The sequence below is a fragment of the Gemmatimonadota bacterium genome (assembly GCA_016713785.1).
Classification (GTDB): domain Bacteria; phylum Gemmatimonadota; class Gemmatimonadetes; order Gemmatimonadales; family GWC2-71-9; genus JADJOM01.
Genome location: JADJOM010000001.1, coordinates 716,105 through 737,170, shown reverse-complemented (window position 1 = coordinate 737,170; position 21,066 = coordinate 716,105). Strand labels below are relative to the sequence as shown.

Here is a 21,066-nt window from a genome sequence, read left to right as displayed (position 1 = left end):
CACTCTCTCCGGCCAGTATATTCCCGGTGTCCCGCGGCTACAAGCCTCTTGCTTCCCGTTCCGCCCGAGCCCCTCTCCCGCACGTGCGTCTGCTCGCCTGCGTGGCGCTCCTCCTGGCCGTCCCGGTAGGTCTGGCGGCCCAGGGGGACACGACCTTCACCGCCTGGCTCCGCTTCCGGTCCGCGCCGGGGCTCGCGCTGCGCGCGCCGCCGGTGCTGCGCTCCCCGTGGGACGCGGGGCCCCGCCGCCCGGCCGCCGCGCGGGCGGCCTGGGACAGCGCGGTGGCCGCCGACCGGGACTCGCTCTCGGCGGCCCGGGTCACCGCCTGGCGCCTGCGCCAGCTGTACGGCCGCCGGGCGGTCCCGGGGCAGGATACTACCCCGGCCCGGCGCGGGGCGCTCGGGCTCGACCGCCGCTACGCCGACCTCAACATCGAGGGCAACGCCCGCCTCGAGGTGCGCAGCGAGCGGCTCAAGAACCTGCGCTGCACGCCGGCCCAGTACCTCGACCTCAACTCCGGCTGCCGCGGCAGCTGGAAGGCCCCCCGGCTCGACACCTTCCTGGCGCTGCGCACCGGCGGCCTGATCGGCCAGCGGCTGCACGTCGACGTGGACTACGACACGGAGCGCGACTTCACCGCGCGCAACAACCTGCAGCTCTACTACCAGGGGCTGGAGGACGAGATCGTGCGCCGCGTGGAGGTCGGGACGGTGGTCTTCCGGCCGCCGGCCTCGCGCTTCCTGACCGCCGCGATCCCCGCCAACAACTTCGGCGTCAACGCCACCTTCGACGTGGGCGCCTTCACCTTCCAGGGCATCGCCGCCACGCAGAAGGGCAGCGTGATGGCGGAGCGCACCTACAGCGTGGGCAGCACCGTGGTGCAGCCGCAGGACCGCGAGGCCCGCGACCTCGACTTCGAGGGCAGCCGCTTCTTCTGGGTGGTGGACCCCGCGCAGCTGCCGGGCTACCCGCAGCTCGACATCCTGCAGCTGGCCACCACCGGCCTGCCGCCGGCGGCGACGGTCACGGGGGACGTACGGGTGTACCGCTACCGCCCCCCCTCGCGCAGCGGGGTGAACCCCAACCTCGGCGGCATCAACGCCGTGGCCCTCGGGGCCGACACCGCCCAGAAGGTCACCGCCCAGTGGCAGCTGCTGCAGCGCGACCTCGACTACTACGTGGACCCGACGGGCCTCTGGTTTGCCCTGGCGAGCCGGCTGGACCAGAACGACTACCTGGCCGTCAGCTATCCCAGCGGGGCGGGGCCGGTCGGCACCTTCCCGGCCGCCGACACGCCGGTGCCCCCCGGGCAGCCGCCCCGCGATACGCTGCGCCTGATCGTGCAGCCGCGGGTGGACGCCACCCGCCCCACCTTCCGGCACGAGATGCGGCAGGTCTACCGGGTGGCCGGCGCCGACCTCGACCCGGCGTCCCTCAAGGTCACCCTGAGCATCAACCGGTCGGAGCGGCCGCTGCGCCCGGGCGCCGCGGCGACGTACCTGGCGGAGCTCGGCCTGGCCACGCCCAACGATCCCACCGCCTTCAACCTGCAGGACCGGCTCTTTCCCCGCAGCCGGGACCCCAGCGCGGCGTTCACGATCAAGGAGTCGTACATCGTCCTGCCGTCGGCGCAGCCCTTCGCCGACGCCACGCGCCTGCTGCCGACCGAGCGCAACGATTCCCTGTACCAGACGCCGGGCTACCTGCTCTACAGCGAGGGGCCGCCGGCCAAGTTCGTCTTCCGGCTGCGGTACAACGCCAGCTCCAGCGGGGACCGCTCCACCCTCGACCTGGGGGCCCTCTCGGTCCGTGACGGCAGCGAGACCCTGTACCTCAACGGCCGCAAGCTCGACAAGGGCACCGACTACAGCATCAACTACGACCTGGGCCAGGTCACCTTCACCGACCCCCAGGCCCTCTTCGGCGGCGGCGGCGCCACCATCCAGGCCCGCTTCGAGGAGCGCGGGGTCTTCGCCGTGGCGCCCACCCAGATCTACGGCCTCTCCACCCGCTACAGCCTCGGCGAGACCGGCGGCGTCAACCTGCTGGGCCTCTACCAGGTGGAGCAGAGCGCCTTCAACCGGCCCCAGCTGGGCTTCGAGGCACAGGCCCACATGGTCGGGGGCATCAGCACCGACCTCCGGTTCCGGCCCGACGCGGTGACCCGCTTCCTCGACCGCCTCACCTCCGCGCCGGCCACCGCCCCCTCGCGGCTCGACCTCAACGCCGAGCTCGCCTTCACCCGTCCCGACCCCAACCGCTCCGGCCAGGCCTACCTCGAGGAGTTCGAGGGCGACCCGGGGGTGCAGCTCTCGCTGCGCGAGACGCTGTGGGAGTTCGGCAGCCGGCCGCAGTTCGCCGACGGCGCGGAGGTGGTGCTGGGGAAGACGGCCTTCGACACCACGGACGCGGCGCAGATGACCTGGCAGAACCTGGTCCAGGATCCCTCCAGCGGGCAGGTGGTCCAGCTGCGGGCCCGCGACATCGACCCGCGGATCCAGGTGGTGGGCCAGCAGGACCAGCTCGAGACGGTCCTGTTCATGACCCTGCAGCCGGACACCTCCGCCGGCCGCCTGACGAACCGCGCCCGCTGGAACCTCCCCGCCCGGCTCAACGCGCCGCGCTGGCGCTCGATGGTCACCAGCCTGAGCTCCACCGGCACCGACCTGTCCAAGAACGAGTTCCTCGAGTTCTGGGTGTTCCGGGCGGGGGACCGCTCGGTCGACTCCGCGGGCCTGCAGCTGGTGGTGGACCTGGGCACCGTGAGCGAGGACGCCGTCGCGATGGCGCCGGAGAGCCTCGCGGTCCAGTCCGGTGACTCGGTGTTCACCGGCCGGCAGTTCGTGGGGCTGGGCCGCCTCGACACCGAGCGGCAGTCGACCGGCGTCTTCAACGCCGCGCAGGACGACATCGGCATCCTCGGCGACCGGCCGGACCAGCTGGCGGTGGACGGCGTGCTCACCCCGGACGTCGCGCTGTGCCGCCAGGAGCTGGCCAACGTGGTGACCGTGTACCGCTGGGGCGACCTCGGCGCCCGCTGCAGCAATGGCAATGGCGCGCTCGACGCCGAGGACCTCGACAACGACAACCAGCTCGATGCCACCGGCTCCGGGGAGAACGTCCTGCGCTGGGTGGTCGACCTGCAGGGCAGCCCCTACTTCGTGCGCACCGGCGCGATCGCGGCCGACTCCGGCCAGTGGGAGCTGTACCGGCTGCCGCTCCGCACCGAGGAGTACCGACTCGGCGCCCCGAACATCCGTCTCATCAAGCACCTGCGCATCACCGCCGTGGCCGCGCCCGACCAAGGTGGTCCCGACGTCCGGACCTTCTGGGCGCTGGGGCGCATGCGCTTCCTCGGCTCGCCCTGGGTGCGTCGCTCGGAGAAGCCGGTGCAGAGCCTCGCCGGCGCCACCGACGCCCCGGGCAATGGCGAGGTGGTCTCCTCCACCGTCTCCACCGAGAACATCGAGCTGGGCTACAGCTCGCCCCCCGGCGTCCGCGGCGGGCTCGACAAGAAGGGCGGCGGCAAGGGGGAGTTCGGCAGCCAGGTGAACGAGCGCTCCCTGCGGGTGCTCGCGCGGGAGATCCTCCCCGGCCAGCGCGCCGAGGCCTACTTCCGCTTTCCGAGCGGGCCGCAGAACCTGCTGCGCTACCGGGAGCTCCGGGCCTGGGCGCGGGGCCGGGGGTCGGGCTGGGACACCCGCGACTTCGAGGTGTTCATCCGCGCCGGCAGCGACAGCCGCAACTTCTACCAGTTCTCGGCCAACGCGGCGACCGCCACCTGGGAGCCCGAGCTCCGGGTGCGCCTGGACAAGTGGCGCGAGCTGCGGGCGCAGATCGAGTCCCGCCGGCTGCAGGGACTCCCGGCCGACAGCGCGGCCCGCGTCGCCTGCGGCGGCGACACCGTCTCGGTGGCCTACGTGCTGTGCGACGGCCCGTACCTGGCCCATATCGAGGACCCGGCGGTCAATCCGCCCAACCTGGCCGAGGTGCAGGAGATCGCCGCCGGCATCTACCGGCGCGCCGGGAACGACCCGACCGACAGCGCCGAGGTGTGGGTGGACGACCTCCGCCTGACGGAGCCGATCGCCCGGGTCGGGTCGGCGCTGGCCCTCGACGCGCGGCTGGTGGCCTCCGACGTGGGCGACCTCAGCATCGGCTACGTGCGGCAGGACGGCTTCTTCCAGCAGATCGGGCAGGATCCCTCGTACCGCACCACCGGGACGCTGCAGCTGGCCACCGGGCTCCGGGTGGAGCGCTTCCTCCCGACCAGCCTCGGCATCGTGCTGCCGATCCAGGTGAACTACGCCCGCTCCTCCGTGGCGCCCGAACTGCTCACCGGCACCGACATCCAGGGCAAGGACCTGGCCCGGCTGCGCACGCCCGAGAGCTGGTCGCTCAGCTACAGCTTTGCGGTGCGGCGCACCCAGCGGGGCCGCCACTGGCTGGTGCGCGGGCTGGTGGACCCGCTCAGCGTCACGGGCAGCTTCGCCGACGCCCGCAGCACCACCGAGCTTTCCCAGGCCAGCAACAGCACCCGCAACCTGCAGGCGGCGTACCTGCTCCAGTCGGGGCGGCGCGGGCCCACGCTCAACCTGGAGGGCCTCGTCCGGCGCCTCCCCGGCTTCCTGCGCCACACCGACGGCGCCGCGGCGCTGGCGCGCCCCAGGGTGAACTTCGCCCCCGGCAGCATCCGGCTGGGCTCCGGCCTGCTGCGCAACCAGGGCGACCTGCTGGCCTACGACGTGCCCGTCCGCCGCGGCCTCGACAGCCTGGTGCGCCCCGCCGTCTCGCTCACCCACACCTGGCGCAACTCCGCGGGCCTCACCTGGCAGCCGCTCGGCATGCTCACCCTCTCCGGCGACCTGACCAGCACCCGCGACCTGCGCCGCTACAGCGACAGCACCAGCCTGGGCCGGGTGGCCGGGCAGGCGCGGCGCGACTTCTTCGGGATGGACGTCGGCGTGGAACGGGACCGCCAGCTCGGCACCTCGGTGCTCCTGGCGCCGCGGCTGACCAGCTGGCTCAGGCCCCGGTACCAGACCGCCAGCAGCTTCGTGCTGAGCCGGAGCCTCACCAGCCGCAATCCGATCCGCGAGGATGGTGACACCGCCGGCGCCTTCATCCTGCCGCAGACGCTCAACAAGACCCGCCAGCGGGAGTACGGCGCCGCGGTGGAGTACGGGCGGCTCCTCGGCCGTCTCGTCGGCGACTCCTCCGCCGTTGCCCGGGCCACCCGACGCCTGCGGCCCTTCGACATCAGCGACCGGCTCACCCGTACCGGCACCTTCGACCTCGCCGCCTTCGACCCGGACCTGGGCTTTCAGCTGGCGCTTGGGGGCCTGGACCGGTTCCTCCGCGCCCAGGGCGAGTCCGCCCTCGGCGCCTCCGAAGTCCGCACCACCACGTTCCAGTCCGGCGCCGAGCTGCCCTTCGGCATGAGCTTCCAGCTCGGGTACGCCCGCTCGCGCACCAACCGCTTCCAGCGCACCACCGAGGGGTACCTCACCTCCGAGACGTTCCAGCGGGAGTGGCCCAAGGGCACCTTCCGGCTCACCCGCGCCATCCACGGCTTCCCGGTGGCGCTCGTCGGCGTCGGCGCCACCTTCCGCCAGGTGCGCGGGTCCACCACGGTGCCCAACCCCGGCGCACTCCCCTACCTGAGCCGGCAGCGCAGCCGCACCGTGACCCCGGACGCCCAGCTGACCCTGACCAACGGCATGGTCCTCTCGGTCACCTGGGCCAGCGTGGCCCAGCGCAACCTCGCCAGCGGCAACCGCACCCGGGTGGACCAGGACGACATCACCGCCGGGTTCAGCCACGCCTTCGCCCTGCCCGGCGCGCTGAGCCGCACCCGGCGCGTCATCCGGTCCCAGCTGACCGGCATCCTCTCCAAGAGTCTCTCCTGCCTGCAGCTGAGCGGACAGCTGGCATGCCGGACGGTCTCCGACACCCGGCGGCAGGAGTTCCGCGCCACCTTCGACACCGACCTGGGCCGCATCATGACCGGCGGGCTCCAGTTCAGCTACTCGCTCAACGAGGCCCGGCACCTCGACCGCAAGTTCTCGCAGATGGCGGTCGCCGCGACGTTCCAGCTGTCGCTGTATGCGGGGGACTATCGCTAGGCGGTTCGGCGGTTCGGTGGTTCGGTGGTAGGTTCCGCGTCCCGTCTCCCCTTCCCCCTTCCCCCTTCCCCCTTCCCCCTTCCCCGTCCCCCCTCTTTCTTCCTCGACCATGCGCCGCCTCTTCCTGCCCGTCCTGTTCCTGGCCGCCGCCTGCCGCGACGCCGCGCCGCCCACCCGCGAGTTCAATGGCGAGGTGGCCTTCACCTACCTCGCGCGCCAGGTCGGGTTCGGCTACCGGATTCCCGGCACGCCCGCCCACGCCGCCACCGCCGCGTGGCTCGACTCGCTGCTCCGCACCCGGGCCGACACCCTGGTGGTGCAGGCCTGGAGCCACGCCTCCGGGAAGGGCGACACCCTGCCGATGGTGAACTTCGTGGCCCGCTTCAATCCGGCGGCGCGGGAGCGGGTGCTGTTCCTGGCGCATTGGGATACCCGGCCGATGTCCGACAACCCGAACTACACCGGTCCGCGGACGCCGGTCCCCGGCGCCAACGACGGCGCCTCCGGCGTGGCGGTGCTCCTCGGCATGGCCGACGCGCTCCAGCAGCAGCCGCCCACGGTCGGGGTGGACCTGCTGTTCGTGGACGGGGAGGACTATGCGGACTTCCACGCCGAGCCGAACGACGTGCTGATCGGGTCGCGGTACTACGCCGCGCACCAGCCGCCGGGCCCCAAGCCGCTGTACGCCGTGCTGCTCGACCTGGTGGCCGACCGGGACCTCCGGCTGCTGCCCGAGGGCCAGTCGGTGCTCGGGGCGCCGGAGGTGGTGGACCTGGTGTGGACGGTGGCCAAGGAGGTCGGCCACGGCGCCGTGTTCGTGAACGCGCCGGGGCAGGGTCCCACGCTGATCGACGACCACGTGGAGCTGCAGAAGGCCGGCATCCGGGCCATCGACGTGGTGGACTTCTCCTACGGCCCCGACAACAGCTACTGGCACACCCCCGCGGATTCGCTCGACAAGGTGAGCCCGCAGAGCCTGCAGGTGGTGGGGGATGTGGCCATGGCGCTGATCCGCCGGCACTAGCGGCGCTCCCCCGCCGCGCCCCGTTTTTCCGCCGTGCCCCGCGTCGCCGCGGTCCTCCGGGACCGCGGCGCGTGGTGCACTGTAGGCCATGTCTCCCGAGCGGCGGGCCGTCCTCCTCCTGCTCGGCCTGGCGCTGCTCGGGCAGGGGGTCCGGGTGGCGCTGGGCCGGCCCGGGGTGCCCCCCGGCCAACTGCTGCTCCAGGGCGGCGGTCCCCCGGGAGCCCCCCGGGCCCACCGGGACTCGAGCCTGGCTCATGCCCGGCCCCTGGCCGCGGGCGATCGCATCGACCTGGACCGGGCGGCGGCGGCGGAGATCGCCCGGCTCCCCCGGGTCGGGCCCGGCCTGGCCCGGGCCATCGTCGCCGATCGGGAGCGACGGGGGCCCTTCGGCGGCCTCGAGGGGCTCGATCGGGTCTCTGGGGTGGGCCCGGGCCTCCTCGCGGCGATCGCCCCGCACGCGGCCTTCTCGGCCGCCGGGCGCGTGGCGCCGGTCGGGGGTGGGGACCGGACGGCGGTGCCGGTCGGCGCGCCGCCAGCGCCCCCGGCCCCCGCACCGGGCCAGGCCGTGGTCCTCGACCTGAACGCCGCCACCGTGGCGGAGCTGGAGGGGCTGCCCTTCGTCGGGCCCTACATGGCGGGTCAGATCGTGGCCTTCCGGGACCGGCATGGGCCCTTCCCGGCCGTGGACAGCCTGGTCCGGGTGCCGGGGGTGGGGCCGGCCACGGTGGCGCGGGTGCGGGCGCGGTTGCGGGTGGGGGGGCGGTAGGGCGGGACCATCGAGCCGCCGAGCCGTCCAACCCTCCTTGACACCTCACCCCGACAACCTAGCTTAGATCAATCGGCGTAAACCGTTGTCAGACTTCACAATCCAGCATCAGTGGGGCGATGGCGACTGCAGCGGCCGGAGGAAACGACCGGCTGGGCGATATTCTGATTCGTGAAGGGCTGATCACCCGGGACCAGCTCGGGGCGGCTCTCGCTGAGCAGAAGTCCTCCGGCCACCGCCTGGGATACGTCCTGGTCAAGCTGGGACTGATCCAGGAACTGGAGATCACCAAGGTGCTGGCGCGCCAGTACCGGATGCCGGCGGTGGATCTCACGCGGTTTGAAGTCGACCCGAAGATGCTCAAGCTGATCCCCTCGGACTTCGCGCTCAAGCACGTGGTGCTGCCGCTGAAGCGCGAGGGGCGCACGCTCACCGTCGCCATGGCGGACCCGACCCAGACGGGCGTGCTCGACGACCTCAAGTTCATCACCCGCTACGACCTCTTCCCCGTGATCGCGGGGGAGTACACCCTCCGCAACCTGATCGAGAAGCACTACGAGAGCTCCGACGAGCAGATGCAGACGCTGCTCAAGGAGATGGAGTCGCTCGGGGACAGCGACGTCGAGGTGGTGGAGGAGAAGGAAGACGAGGCGGCGAGCCAGGCGCAGATCAACGACGCGCCGGTGGTCAAGCTGATCAACGGGCTGCTGACCGACGCGGTGAAGCGCGGGGCGTCGGACATCCACATCGAGCCGTTCGAGCACGAGATCCGGGTGCGCTACCGGATCGACGGCGCGCTGCAGGAGGTCATGAAGCCGCCGGTCAAGATGAAGGCGGCGCTGACCTCGCGCATCAAGATCCTCTCCCAGCTCAACATCGCCGAGCGCCGGGTGCCGCAGGACGGCCGCCTCAAGCTCAAGATGGGCAACCGGGTGATCGACTTCCGGGTCTCGACCCTGCCCTGCATCTATGGCGAGAAGATCGTCATGCGGATCCTGGACAAGGGCAACCTGACGCTGGACCTGTCCAAGTTCGGCTTCGAGAAGAAGGCCGAGGACGACCTGATGCGGAACATCCTCAACCCCTACGGCATGGTGCTGGTGACCGGGCCGACGGGGTCGGGGAAGACGACGACGCTGTACTCCGCCCTGTCCCGGGTCAACACGATCGAGACCAACATCATGACGGCGGAGGACCCGGTCGAGTACAACCTGATGGGCATCAACCAGGTGCTGGTGCGGAACGAGATCGGGCTGACCTTCGCGGCGGCGCTGAAGGCGTTCCTGCGGCAGGACCCGAACATCATCATGATCGGCGAGATCCGCGACCTGGAGACCGGCGGCATCGCCATCAAGGCGGCGCTCACCGGCCACCTGGTGCTCTCCACCCTGCACACCAACGACGCTCCCTCGACCATCACCCGCATGATCGACATGGGCATCGAGGCCTTCAACGTGGCCTCGGCGGTGAACCTGGTGGTGGCGCAGCGGCTCGTGCGACGTATCTGCAAGGACTGCAAGGCGCCGCACACCTACACCGACGAGGAGCTCAAGGCGCTGGGGGATAACCCCGCGCAGTACAAGGACATCCCCTTCATGAAGGGGCGCGGGTGCGACACTTGCGGGGGGACGGGCTACAAGGGCCGGGCGGGGCTGTACGAGGTCATGGCCCTCACCCCTGAACTGCGCCGCCTGATCCTCCGGGGCGGCTCCGTGGCGGAGATCCGGGACCAGGCGGTCGCGGACGGCATGCTCACGCTCCGCATGGACGGCATGAAGAAGGTCGAGCGCGGGGTCACCTCGCTCGAGGAAGTCATCAAGGAGACGGCCGGATGACGATCAACCTGCGCGCGCTGCTCGAGGAGATGATCGAGAAGGACGCCTCCGACCTGCACGTCACCGCGGGGGAGCGCGCCAAGCTGCGCATCGACGGCGACATCACCAACGCCGCCGCCCCGGACGTGCTGACCCCCAAGGACACCCTGGCGCTGGCCTACTCGGTGCTGACCGAGAACCAGAAGAAGCGCTTCGAGACCGAGGACGAGCTCGACTTCAGCTTCGGCATCCAGAACCTGGCCCGCTTCCGCGGCAACGTGTTCAAGCAGCGTGGCTGCGTGGCGATGGTGGTCCGGATGATCCCGTTCAACGTGCGGACCTTCCAGGACCTGGGGCTGCCGCCGGTGATGGCCAAGCTGTCCGAGAAGCCGCGCGGGCTCATCCTGGTGACCGGCCCCACCGGGTCGGGCAAGTCCACCACGCTGGCGGCGGTGCTCGACAAGATCAACAAGGAACGCAAGGGCCACATCATCACGGTGGAAGACCCGATCGAGTTCATCCACCGGCACCAGCAGTGCATCATCAACCAGCGCGAGGTCGGGACCGACACCAAGAGCTTCGCCAACGCGCTCAAGTACGCGCTGCGCGAGGACCCCGACGTGATCCTGGTGGGCGAGTTGCGCGACCTCGAGACCATGGCCGCCTGCCTCACCATCGCGGAGACGGGCCACCTGGCGCTGGCCACCCTGCACACCAATTCCGCGGCGGAGTCGATCAACCGCATGATCGACGTCTTCCCGTCCAACCAGCAGCAGCAGGTCCGCGCCCAGCTGGCGTTCGTGCTGGAGGGCGTGGTGACCCAGACCCTGCTGCAGAAGGCCAAGGGCCGCGGCCGGGCCATGGCCTGCGAGATCATGGTCTGCACCCCGGCCATCCGGGCGCTGATCCGCGACGACAAGGTGCACCAGATCTACTCGGCGCTGCAGTCGGGCAAGAAGCACGGCATGCAGACCATGAACGACTCGCTGTTCCAGCTCTACATGAGCCGCGAGGTGACGCTGGAGGAGTGCCTCCGTGCCTCCGGCGACCCCAACGAGCTGATGCGGATGTGCGGCGAGACGCCGCTCGAGGAGCAGGAGATGGGCGACGTGCAGAAGGGTCCCGCCAAGCCGGCGGGCCGCCGCTAAGCCGACCAGGAGCTCCGGATGCCAGTGTTCGAGTACACCGCGCGGAACGCCGCCACGGGCCAGATCATGAAGGGCACGCTCGACGTGCCCAGCCGCGACGACGTCCTGAAGCACATCAAGCAGCAGAAGATGATCGTGGTGAACGTCCGGGAGCAGCCCAAGCAGCTGAGCCTCAGCTTCGGCAAGAAGGGCATCCGGACCCGCGACATCGTGATCTTCACCCGGCAGTTCGCCACGATGATCAACTCGGGCCTGCCGCTGGTGCAGTCGCTGGACATCCTGGCCCGGCAGACCGAGAACCCCTCCCTGGCCGAGGTGACCAAGCAGGTGGTCTTCGACGTCGAGAGCGGCCACACCCTCGCCGACGCCTTCAGCAAGCACCCCAAGGCGTTCACCGAGCTGTACGTCAACATGGTGGCCGCCGGCGAGGCCGGCGGCATCCTGGACACCATCCTGCTCCGCCTGGCCACCTTCCTCGAGAAGAGCGACGCGCTCATCCGGAAGGTCAAGGGCGCGATGGTGTACCCGGGCGTCATCATGTCGGTGGCCGGCATCGCGGTGGCGGTGCTGCTGATCTTCGTCATCCCGACCTTCCAGAAGATGTTCGCCAGCGTCGGGATGGAGCTGCCGCTCCCCACCCGCATCGTGATCGCGATGTCGGACTTCCTGATCAGCTACTGGTGGGCCCTGATCCTGATCATCATCGGGATCGTCTACGCCATCCGGTCGTACTACAAGACGCCCAACGGCCAGAAGCAGATCGACCAGATGCTGCTCAACGCCCCGGTGCTGGGCGACCTGCTGCGCAAGTCCGCGGTCTCCCGCTTCACCCGGACGCTCGGCACCCTGATCAGCTCCGGCGTGTCGATCCTCGACGGCCTGGAGATCACCGCCAAGACCGCCGGCAACCGCGTCATCCACGACGCGGTGATGGAGTCGCGCAACTCGATCGCCGGCGGCGAGACGATCGCCGGCCCGCTGGAGAAGTCCAAGGTCTTCCCGCCCATGGTGATCTCGATGATCGCCGTCGGCGAGCAGACCGGCGGCCTCGACGAGATGCTCTCCAAGATCGCCGACTTCTACGATGAGGAAGTGGACGTCGCGGTCAGCGCCCTGCTCTCGCTGATGGAGCCGATGATGATCGTCGTCCTCGGCGTGATCGTCGGTGGCATGGTGGTGGCCATGTACCTGCCGATCTTCGACATGATGAACGCGGTGCAGTAGCGCCCCGCCCCCATCCGGACCTGCCCGCAGGGGCGGAGCCTCGCGCTCCGCCCCTGCGTCGTCTCCCGGGCCGGTTCACTTTCGCTTCACCCTGTCACCGCTACCTTCCCCTGCCACACCCCGGACGGTGCAGGCCCTTCTGACCCGGCAGGCCCCCGATCACGCCGACCCCGATGGAGACCCAGTCGCTCTTCCTGTGGGGCCTCGCCGCCGCCCTGGCGGCCGGCCCGGGGGCGCTGCTGGGGACCTGGAGCTGGTTCTCGCGGCACGCCGTGGGCTGGGCTACGGCCGCGGCCGCAGGCCTGATGCTCGGGATCGGCTACGTCCTCCTGGCCGCCGGGCAGGCCCGGGCGCCGGCCGCCACGCTGCTCGGGGCGTTCGTGGGGCTCCTGGCCATCCGGCTGGCCGATTCCGGTCCCGTGGCGCGCGCCGGGGAGGCGGCGGCGACCGCCCGCCTCTCTGCCCCCGCCGACACCGATGCCGGGGAGATCCTGGCCAGCGCGCTCCATTCGGCGGCGGAGGGGGTGGCCATCGGGGCGGCGGCGGGGGTGAGCGACCCGCTGGCGCGGTTCCTCCTGCTCACCTTCGCGATCCACAACGTCTCCGAGGGCGCCGTGCTGGGGGCCCTCCTCACCCGCCGGGGCTGGCGCGCCGGGGCGGCGTCGGGGATGGCGGTCCTGGCCCGGACCACCCAGCCGCTGGTGGCGGTCTCGGTGATCTACCTGGTGGCGGCCGTGCCGGGGGCGCTCCCCTGGCTGCTGGGCGCGTCCTTCGGCGCCTTGCTCTACCTCATCGTGGCCGAACTGCTGCCGCAGAGCTACCGGCTGGCGGGCCGCACCGCGATTGCCGTGGTGGCGAGCATCGCGGCCGGGATCGTGGCCCTGATGGGTGGCGGGGGCTGACGCCGATGCTGGGGCTGCCGGTGCTGTGGGTGGTCTTCCTGAGCGCCCTGGTGACCGCGCTGGCCACCGGGCTGGGCGCCCTCCCGTTCCGGTTCATCACGGAGCTCTCCGGGCGGACCGTCGCGGCGGCCAACGCGATCGCGGCGGGCCTGATGCTCGGGGCCAGTCTGGGCCTGCTGGCGGAGGGGGTGCATCACGGACCCACCCGCACGTTCGTGGGGGCCGCGACGGGGGTGCTCTTCATCCTCGTGACCCAGTGGCTGCTCAAGGGCCACGAGATCGAGTTTGCCTCGCTCACGGGGGCCGGGGCTCGGCGGATGCTGCTGCTGGTGGTGGTGATGACCGTGCACTCCTTTGCCGAGGGGGTGGCGGTGGGGGTGTCCTTCGGCGGCGGGCAATCGCTGGCGATCGCGATCACGGTGGCGCTCGCCATCCACAATATTCCCGAGGGCCTGGCGATCACCGCCGTGATGCGGCCCCGGGGCATCTCGCTGTGGGCGTGCGCGGGGTGGTCCATCCTCTCGTCCCTGCCGCAGCCGCTCATGGCCCTGCCGGCCTACCTGCTGGTGGAGCGGGTGCGGCCGGCGCTGCCGGTGGGGCTCGGCTTCGCCGCCGGAGCCATGGTGTACATGGTCCTCATCGAGATCCTCCCCGAGGCGTACGACGCCGCCGAGAGCCGCACGATCGCCCTGCTGGTGGGGGCCACCACGGTGGCGATGCTGCTGTTCCAGCAGTACATCTAGCGGCCTGGCCCGGTGCGCCGGGCCTCGCCGACACGACCGGGCCGCGGCGCGCGTGACCGGCCCATGCTGCAGGATCTTCACGTTCTGCCGGAGCCGTCATGACGACCGAATCGACCGCCCAGGACGCCGCGCCCGCCGGGGGCACGCTGCCGCTGGCCGGCATCCGGGTGCTGGACCTCTCCCGCCTGGTGGCCGGGAACATGCTGACGCTGCTGCTCGGGGACTTCGGGGCCGACGTGGTCAAGGTCGAGGACCCCGGCACCGGCGACGCGCTGCGCGAGTGGAAGGCGGCCAACGGCGAGAGCCTCTTCTGGAAGGTCTACGCGCGCAACAAGCGCAGCCTCACCCTGGACCTGCGGCTTCCCGAGGGCCGGGCGCTGCTGCTGCGGCTGGTGGAGAAGGCCGACGTGCTGGTGGAGAGCTTCAAGTTCGGCACGCTGGAGAAGATGGGCTGCGGCCCGGACCAGCTGCTGGCGCGCAACTCGAAGCTGATCATCGTGCGGATCTCGGGCTTCGGGCAGACCGGGCCCTACCGCACCCGCCCGGGCTTCGGGACGCTGATCGAGGCGATGTCGGGCTTCGCGGCCAAGACCGGCTTCCCCGGGCATCCGCCGGTGCTCCCCAACGTGGCCCTGGCTGACATGGTGGCCGGCACCTACGGCGCCTTCGCGGTGGTCACCGCCGTGCGGGCCCGGGAGCAGCACGGCGCGGCCGGGCAGGTGGTGGACCTCTCGCTGCTGGAGCCGCTCATCTCGATCGTGGGCCCCGACGCCGCGGTGTACCAGCGCACCGGAGAGATCCCGATCCGGATCGGCTCCCGCCTGCAGGTGAGCGCGCCCCGCAACGTCTACCACACGCGGGATGGGCGATTCCTGGCCGTCTCCGCCTCGATGCAGCCGATGTTCGAGCGGCTCATGGAGGCGATCGGCAAGCCGGAGCTCATCCGCGACCGCCGCTTCCGCACCAACTCCGACCGCATCGCGCACGTCGACGAGCTGGACCGGATCATCGACGGCTTCATCTGCGCCCGCACGCTGGAGGAGAACGTGACCTTCTTCGAGGCCGCCGGCATCACCGCCGCGCCGGTGTATGACGTGAGCCAGCTGGTGGCCGACGAGCACATCCTGGCGCGCGAGGTCTTCGTGGATGTCCCCGACCCGAAGCTCGGCACCATCAAGATGCACAACGTCACGCCGCGGCTGACCGGCACGCCCGGCCAGATCCGCACCCCCGCCCCGGAGCTGGGCGAGCACACCGCCGCGCTCTTCGCGGAGCTGGGTATCGACGCCGCGGGCCTCGAGGAGCTCCGGGCCCAGCACGTGATCTGAGGCAGGCCTTCCCCTTGAGACACCAGCAATGGAGACCCCCGTGCATCGGTTTCCCCTCCGTTTCCTTGCCCTGCTGACCCTGCTCACGGCCTGCGCCCGCGAGCCCGCGCCCCCGGCCGCCGCGACGCCCGATCTCGCCGCGCCCGCCTGGGCCGCCGACGCTATCTGGTACCAGGTCTTCGTGGAGCGATTCCGCAATGGCGACCCGGTGAACGACCCGACGCTGGAGGACATCCGGAGCTTCTCCCCCGATCCGGCGCCGGCCGGCTGGCAGGTGACGCCGTGGACCGCGGACTGGTACCGCCAGGAGCCGTGGGCCCGGGCCACCGGGAAGGACTTCTATGGCACGGCCCAGTGGCGCCGGTACGGCGGCGACCTGCAGGGCCTCCTCGACCGGCTCGACTACCTGCAGGCCCTCGGCATCACCGCGCTCTACCTCAACCCGATCAACGACGCGCCCTCGCTGCACAAGTACGACGCGGCGCACTACCAGCACGTGGACCGCAACTTCGGCCCCGACCCGCGCGGCGACGCGGCGCGGATGGCGGCCGAGGACTTCGGCGACCCGGCCAGCTGGGGGTGGACCGCGGCGGACAGCCTCTTCCTCAGGCTTGTGGCGGAGGTGCACCGGCGGGGGATGCGGATCATCCTCGACTACTCGTGGAACCACACGGGCGTCAACTTCCCCGCGTGGCAGGACCTGGTCGCGAAGCAGCGCGCCTCACGCTACGCCGACTGGTACGAGGTGCAGCAGTTCGATGATCCGGCCACCCCCGACACCAACGAGTTCCGCTACCGTGGCTGGGTCGGCGTGCCCTCGCTCCCGGAGTGGAAGAAGGTGGGGCGCCCGGAGGGCCGGACCCATGGCGCCATCGAGGGCAACCTCGTGCCGGAGGTGCGGGAGCTGGTCTACGCCGTGAGCCGGCGGTGGCTCGACCCCAACGGCGATGGCGATCCGTCCGATGGGATCGACGGGTTCCGGCTGGACGTCGCGGAAATGGTGCCGCTGGGATTCTGGCGCGACTACCGGCGCTTCGTGCGGAGCATCAATCCCGAGGCGTACCTGGTGGGCGAAGTCTGGTTCGAGGACTGGCCCCGGATGTACGACCCCGCCCCGTGGCTCCAGGGTGACGTCTTCGACGCGGTGATGCACTATCGGTGGTTCGCGCCGACCCGGAGCTTTCTGGCCCAGGCCGAACCCGCGCTGACCCCGTCGGGCTACGCGCACGCGCTGGACTCCATTGCCCGCGGGATCCCCCCGGCCCACTACCGGGCCATGATGAACCTCACGGCCAGTCACGACACGCCGCGGTTCAGCACCTCGCTCTACAATCCCGGCGTGTTCAAGTTCCGGGTCACCCCGCGCGACAACCCCGCCTACCGGTTGGGGCGCCCCGACGCCCGGACCCGGCAGCTCCAGGTTCAGGTCCTCGTGCAGCAGTTCACCTGGACCGGCGCGCCGCACATCTGGAACGGCGACGAGGTGGGCATGTGGGGCGCGGACGATCCCGACGAGCGGAAGCCGATGCTCTGGGCGGACCTCACCTACGAGGACGAGGCAGCGGACCCGCTGGGCCGGACGCGACGTCGCGATCCCGTGGCGGCGGACACCGCGCTGCTCCGCACCTACCGGGAGCTGATTGCCCTCCGGAAGGCGCACCTCCGCCTGTGGGTGGACGGCGCCACGCGATGGCTGGTCACCGACGATCGGCGTGGCGTGCTGGCGTATGGCCGGACCCTGGCAGGCGAGGAGGCCATCGTGGCGTTCAACGCCTCGGACGTGGCCGTGGAGATCGCCGTGCCGGCCGCCGGGGACTACCGGGCGATCTTTCCGGTGGAGGACAAGGTCGTGACGGTGAGCGATTCCCTCCGGGGAGTGCTGCCGGCCCACGGGGCGCGGGTGTGGGTGCGGGAGTAGGACTTCACGGAGGGATCACCACGGAGGTGCTTGTCTGGCCTTGTGCCCTTCGTGGCTCCGTGGTGCCTTCGTGGACGGTTCTCACCACGGAGGCACGGAGGGCACGGAGGCGGGTGAGTCGCTTCGTGCTCTTCGTGTCTCCGTGGTGCCTTTGTGGACGGTACTCACCACGGAGGCACGGAGGACGCGGAGGGGGGGCTCCGTGCTCTTCGTGTTTCCGTGGTGCCTTTGTGGACGGTACTCACCACGGAGGCACGGAGGACGGAGAGGGGGGGATCCGTGCTCCTCGTGTCGCCGTGATGCATTGATGGGCAGTACTTGCCCCGGAGGCACGGAGATGACTACAGGAGAACCCTCCGGACCCCGCGGACCAGCTGCTCCACGTGGAAGTTGACCAGGAGCCCCGCCGACAGTCCCTTGAGCCGCAGGTAGGTGATCAGCTGGGCGGTGTGGATCGGCATCAGCCGCTCGACCGCCTTGATCTCGACCAGCAGCGTCCCGCCCACCACCAGGTCGATCACGTAGCACTTGGCGAGCCGCTCACCCTTGTACTCGAGCGGCAGCACGACCTCGCGCTCGTAGCTGATACCCCGCAGCTCCAGCTCACGGCCGAGACACGCCTGGTAGCTGGATTCGAGGAGCCCCGGCCCCAGGTGACGGTGCACCTCGATGGCGGCACCGATGGTGGCCTGGCTCAGGTGGTTGGTGTCATGCTCGACCAGGCTCATGGGCCTCCCCGGCGCGACCCCATGATAGCGGTGGCCAGGGAGTTCCTGGTCGCAATCGGATGCGTGACGAACCCTCGCGACGCCGCTCCGGGCCGGCGCCTACCGGGAGAGCAGGAGGAGCCGGTCCGGGGTGGTGAGGGTGACCGTGCCGCCCGTGACCGTCGCCTGCTGGCCGGAGTAGCCATCCGTCAGCGTGGTCCCATCGGCAAAGAGGCCGAAGACCTGGATCGTCTTGCGACCCGCGGGCTGGTCCAGCGCCACCAGCACCCGGTCGGCGTCGAGGGTGCGGCTGAAGATGAACGGGGACGCCTGCAGCGTCTGGTGCGCCCCGGCGCCCACGGCGGGGTGCGCGCGGCGGAACCGGCCCAGCCGGCGCCAGTGCTCCAGGGTCGTGGCAGCGCGCCCGCCGCTGGCCAGGTCGGGCCAGTTCATCGGAGAGCGGAGGTTGGCGTCGCCGTTGGCGCCCGGCACCTGCAGCGGTCGCGCCAGCTCATCGCCGTAGTAGACCTGCGCGCCGCCCGGGGCCAGCAGCAGCCGGGTGCCGGCGCCGAGCGGGTCTTCCCGCGCCGGGTCATAGGGCCCGCCATCGTCATGCGAGCTCACGTAGTTGAGCAGGGCCACGCCGGCCAGGTCCCCTCCCTGCAGCGCGCTGGCGTAACGGGTGTACAGCGAATCCAGCGAACCGTGTGCCTCCGCCTTGAAGGCAAAGTTGATCAGCGCGTCGAACCCGAAGGCGAAGTAGTCCACCGTCCGGTCGCCGAAGTCGTACGCCCGCCCCCCGCCGGGCCCGTAGCCGTAGACCTCGCCCACCATGTAGAACGGCAGGCTGTCGAGCACCTCCGCCGGGTGCGCGCGTTTCCAGTCCTCGTAGGCCAGCGAGGCCTCCCGCTTGAGCTCTGCGCTCACCGCCTCCCCGAAGTGCTTGGCGGTGTCGAGCCGGTAGCCGTCGAAGCCAAAGTCCCGCACCCAGTCGGTCAGCCACTTGATCAGGTAGTATCGCGGCGCGCGCGGGTATCCGGTCCGGCGGAAGAAGGCCTCGAGCCCCGCCTCCTCCTGGGCAAGCCGTCCCTCCGCGCGCCACTTGTCCGCGAGGGCCGGCGGCAGCGCCACCGCGGAGTCGCGGTCGGTGCGGATGTCCGGCAGCGTGGGCACCAGGGTGCAGTCGGTGGTGCTGGCGTAGCTGTCATACCTGCACTGCGGCTCTGTGCGGACCCAGTCGGCGGGCCACGCGGGGTCCTGCGGCGTGACGGGGCCGGGGTGGTTGATCACCGCGTCCATGAGCACCCGGATGCCGCGCTGGTGGGCGGCGTCGACCAGCGCCTTGAGTTCCTCCCGGGTGCCGAGCGCCGGATCCACCGCGGTCCAGTCGCGGGCCCAGTAGCCGTGGTAGCCGTAGGTCTTTCCCGTGCCCTCGTCGACGCTGCCGTGGATCTGCTCCACGAAGGGCGTGAGCCACAGAGCCGTGACGCCGAGGCTGTCGAAGTATCCCGACTCGATGCGCTGCCGCACCCCCGCGAGGTCGCCCCCGTCGAAGTTGCGGAGCAGCGCCCCGTCCCGGGTGCGGCCGAGGGCATGGTCGTTGGCCGTATCCCCGTTGGCAAAGCGATCCGTGAGCAGGAAGTAGATGGTGGCGCTGTTCCAGTACCGCGCAGCCGCGGGCGTGGTGGCGGGCACGGTCGTTGCGGGCTCGGCCGCGGGCCGGGCCGGGCGCTGGCACGCCGTCGTGAGCGCGGCCCCGGCGAGGATCAGGCCGAGGGTGGGAAGCCGGGGTGCCATGGCGTGGTCTGGGCGTCGTCCCGGTCCTCGACCCGGAGGGTGAGCAGGGCGGCGAGGAGGAGGGAGCCCCCGCCGATGGCGAGCGCGTAGATCGCCTCGCCGCCGAAGAACCGCTGCACGAAGAAGCCGAGGATCGCGGCCGCGACGATCTGCGGGATCACGATGAAGAAGTTGAACACGCCCATGTAATAGCCCATCTTCGATGGCGGCAGCGAGCCCGTGAGGATGGCGTAGGGCATGGCCAGGATGCTGGCCCACGCGATGCCCACCCCGACCATCGAGCCGAGCAGCAGGCGCGGGTCCTCGAGCACCAGGATGGAGAGCAGGCCGAGCGCGCCACAGCAGAGGCAGATCGCGTGCGCCACCTTGCGGCTGGTGCGCTGGGCCAGCACCGGGATGGCGAAGGCCACCAGGGCCGCCACGCCGTTGTAGGCCCCGAACCCGACCCCCACCCAGTTGGCCCCCTCGTTGTACCGCGCCGAGGTGGCGTCGGTGGCGCCGTAGAGGTGCGCGGTGACCGCCGGCGTGGTGTAGATCCACATGGCGAACAGCGCGAACCACGAGAAGAACTGCACCAGCGCCAGCTGCTTCATGGTGCGCGGCATGTCGCCGAAGTCGTTGAGGATGGTGACGAAGCCGTTGTCGTAGTGGCCGCCCTTCTGCATCATCCCGCTCGCGATGAGCAGCACCCCCACCACCGCCACCCCGCCGGAGAGGATCATCACCTGGTAGGCCGCCGCCTGGGCCAGCCAGGCGCTGGCGAGGGCGCCCACCACGATGAGGATCGCGCCGAGCTGCACCTGCCGGCCGCCGAGGGCCGCGTAGGCCGCGGGGGTGCGCTCCTCCCGGCCGCTCACCTCCCGCACCTGGTTCTCGGCGAAGGCCGCCATCTCCTCCGGCGAGTACTCACGGGAGCGCAGCACCGTCCACAGCACCGCGGCGAAGAACACCGCCGCGCCGAAGATGAACGAGAGCCGGACCGAGTCGGGGATCACGTGCGGGGGGGCCTCGTTGCTCACCCCGAACCAGGTGGTGAGCACCCACGGCAGCACCGACGCCGCCACCGCGCCGGTGCCGATCAGGAAGCTCTGCATGGCGAAGCCGGTGGTGCGCTGCTCCGAGGGTAGGTTGTCACCCACGAAGGCGCGGAACGGCTCCATCGAGATGTTGATCGAGGCGTCCATGATCCACAGCATCCCGGCCGCCACCCAGAGCGAGGGCGAGTTCGGCATGGCCAGCAGCGCCAGCGAGGCGAGAATGGCGCCGCCGAGGAAGTACGGCCGCCGCCGGCCCAGCCGGTTCCAGGTGCGGTCGCTGAAGTAGCCGACGATCGGCTGGATCAGGAGTCCCGTCACCGGCGCCGCGATCCAGAGGACCGGGATGTCTTCCACCCTGGCGCCCAGGGTCTCGAAGATCCGGCTCACGTTGGCGTTCTGCAGCGCAAAGCCGATCTGGATGCCGAGGAAGCCGAAGCTCATGTTCCAGATGTCCCAGAACGAGAGCCGCGGCTTGGTCCGGACGGCGGACCCGGCGCTGGCGGCGGCGGTGGTGGCGTGGGATGCCATGGGGT

The 21,066-nt window shown here is 71.0% G+C and carries 13 protein-coding genes; 10 read left to right on the top strand and 3 right to left on the bottom strand.

The annotated features are described in order from the left end of the window. The first annotated feature begins 83 nt into the window (after positions 1–83). From sprA to IPJ95_03180, 10 genes are all read left to right on the top strand, one after another. A complete protein-coding gene (sprA, locus tag IPJ95_03225; GenBank protein ID MBK7922628.1) occupies positions 84–6,125 on the top strand; it encodes a cell surface protein SprA in 6,042 nt (2,013 codons plus the stop codon). A gap of 109 nt (positions 6,126–6,234) precedes the next feature. Then, positions 6,235–7,149, top strand: a complete 915-nt coding sequence (locus IPJ95_03220) for a M28 family peptidase (protein ID MBK7922627.1) — start codon at positions 6,235–6,237, stop codon at positions 7,147–7,149. 88 nt (positions 7,150–7,237) lie between these two features. Further along, on the top strand, positions 7,238–7,915 hold the full coding sequence (locus tag IPJ95_03215) for a helix-hairpin-helix domain-containing protein (GenBank protein ID MBK7922626.1): 678 nt from the start codon (positions 7,238–7,240) through the stop codon (positions 7,913–7,915). Between the two features lie 119 nt (positions 7,916–8,034). Further along, positions 8,035–9,750, top strand: a complete 1,716-nt coding sequence (gene pilB, locus IPJ95_03210; GenBank protein ID MBK7922625.1) for a type IV-A pilus assembly ATPase PilB — start codon at positions 8,035–8,037, stop codon at positions 9,748–9,750. After that, complete coding sequence (locus IPJ95_03205; protein ID MBK7922624.1) at positions 9,747–10,877, top strand: type IV pilus twitching motility protein PilT; 1,131 nt, start codon at positions 9,747–9,749, stop codon at positions 10,875–10,877. The genes pilB and IPJ95_03205 overlap by 4 nt, the downstream gene beginning before the upstream one ends. 18 nt (positions 10,878–10,895) lie before the next feature. Continuing rightward, entirely contained in the window at positions 10,896–12,101 is a 1,206-nt protein-coding gene (locus IPJ95_03200; protein MBK7922623.1) for a type II secretion system F family protein, read from the top strand. Between the two features lie 173 nt (positions 12,102–12,274). Continuing rightward, complete coding sequence (locus IPJ95_03195; GenBank protein ID MBK7922622.1) at positions 12,275–13,003, top strand: hypothetical protein; 729 nt, start codon at positions 12,275–12,277, stop codon at positions 13,001–13,003. A gap of 5 nt (positions 13,004–13,008) precedes the next feature. Beyond that, the gene (locus tag IPJ95_03190; protein MBK7922621.1) at positions 13,009–13,746 is read left to right on the top strand and encodes a ZIP family metal transporter; all 738 of its coding nucleotides are present in this window, start codon (positions 13,009–13,011) and stop codon (positions 13,744–13,746) included. 98 nt (positions 13,747–13,844) lie between these two features. Beyond that, positions 13,845–15,074, top strand: a complete 1,230-nt coding sequence (locus IPJ95_03185; GenBank protein MBK7922620.1) for a CoA transferase — start codon at positions 13,845–13,847, stop codon at positions 15,072–15,074. Positions 15,075–15,114: 40 nt separating this feature from the next. Next, positions 15,115–16,992 (top strand): alpha-glucosidase C-terminal domain-containing protein, encoded by a 1,878-nt coding sequence (locus tag IPJ95_03180; protein MBK7922619.1) that lies wholly within the window; start codon positions 15,115–15,117, stop codon positions 16,990–16,992. A 341-nt stretch (positions 16,993–17,333) separates the two neighbouring features. Here IPJ95_03180 and IPJ95_03175 read toward each other — a convergent pair whose 3' ends face one another. The 3 genes from IPJ95_03175 to IPJ95_03165 form a co-directional block, all read right to left on the bottom strand. Further along, positions 17,334–17,720 carry a GxxExxY protein gene (locus tag IPJ95_03175; protein MBK7922618.1) on the bottom strand — a complete coding sequence of 129 codons (387 nt, stop codon included), beginning with the start codon at positions 17,718–17,720 and terminating at the stop codon, positions 17,334–17,336. 99 nt (positions 17,721–17,819) lie between these two features. Further along, positions 17,820–19,496 carry an alpha-amylase gene (locus tag IPJ95_03170; GenBank protein ID MBK7922617.1) on the bottom strand — a complete coding sequence of 559 codons (1,677 nt, stop codon included), beginning with the start codon at positions 19,494–19,496 and terminating at the stop codon, positions 17,820–17,822. Further along, positions 19,466–21,061, bottom strand: coding sequence for an MFS transporter (locus IPJ95_03165; GenBank protein MBK7922616.1), 1,596 nt, complete (start codon positions 21,059–21,061; stop codon positions 19,466–19,468). The genes IPJ95_03170 and IPJ95_03165 overlap by 31 nt, the downstream gene beginning before the upstream one ends. Positions 21,062–21,066: the final 5 nt, after the last annotated feature.

Bases quoted from the DNA above. Each gene is read 5' to 3' on its own strand.
- IPJ95_03220 (MBK7922627.1), top strand. From the start codon at position 6,235: ATGCGCCGCCTCTTCCTGCCCGTCCTGTTCCTGGCCGCCGCCTGCCGC.
- IPJ95_03215 (MBK7922626.1), top strand. From the start codon at position 7,238: ATGTCTCCCGAGCGGCGGGCCGTCCTCCTCCTGCTCGGCCTGGCGCTG.
- pilB (MBK7922625.1), top strand. From the start codon at position 8,035: ATGGCGACTGCAGCGGCCGGAGGAAACGACCGGCTGGGCGATATTCTG.
- IPJ95_03205 (MBK7922624.1), top strand. From the start codon at position 9,747: ATGACGATCAACCTGCGCGCGCTGCTCGAGGAGATGATCGAGAAGGAC.
- IPJ95_03200 (MBK7922623.1), top strand. From the start codon at position 10,896: ATGCCAGTGTTCGAGTACACCGCGCGGAACGCCGCCACGGGCCAGATC.
- IPJ95_03195 (MBK7922622.1), top strand. From the start codon at position 12,275: ATGGAGACCCAGTCGCTCTTCCTGTGGGGCCTCGCCGCCGCCCTGGCG.
- IPJ95_03190 (MBK7922621.1), top strand. From the start codon at position 13,009: ATGCTGGGGCTGCCGGTGCTGTGGGTGGTCTTCCTGAGCGCCCTGGTG.
- IPJ95_03185 (MBK7922620.1), top strand. From the start codon at position 13,845: ATGACGACCGAATCGACCGCCCAGGACGCCGCGCCCGCCGGGGGCACG.
- IPJ95_03175 (MBK7922618.1), bottom strand. From the start codon at position 17,720: ATGAGCCTGGTCGAGCATGACACCAACCACCTGAGCCAGGCCACCATC.
- IPJ95_03170 (MBK7922617.1), bottom strand. From the start codon at position 19,496: ATGGCACCCCGGCTTCCCACCCTCGGCCTGATCCTCGCCGGGGCCGCG.
- IPJ95_03165 (MBK7922616.1), bottom strand. From the start codon at position 21,061: ATGGCATCCCACGCCACCACCGCCGCCGCCAGCGCCGGGTCCGCCGTC.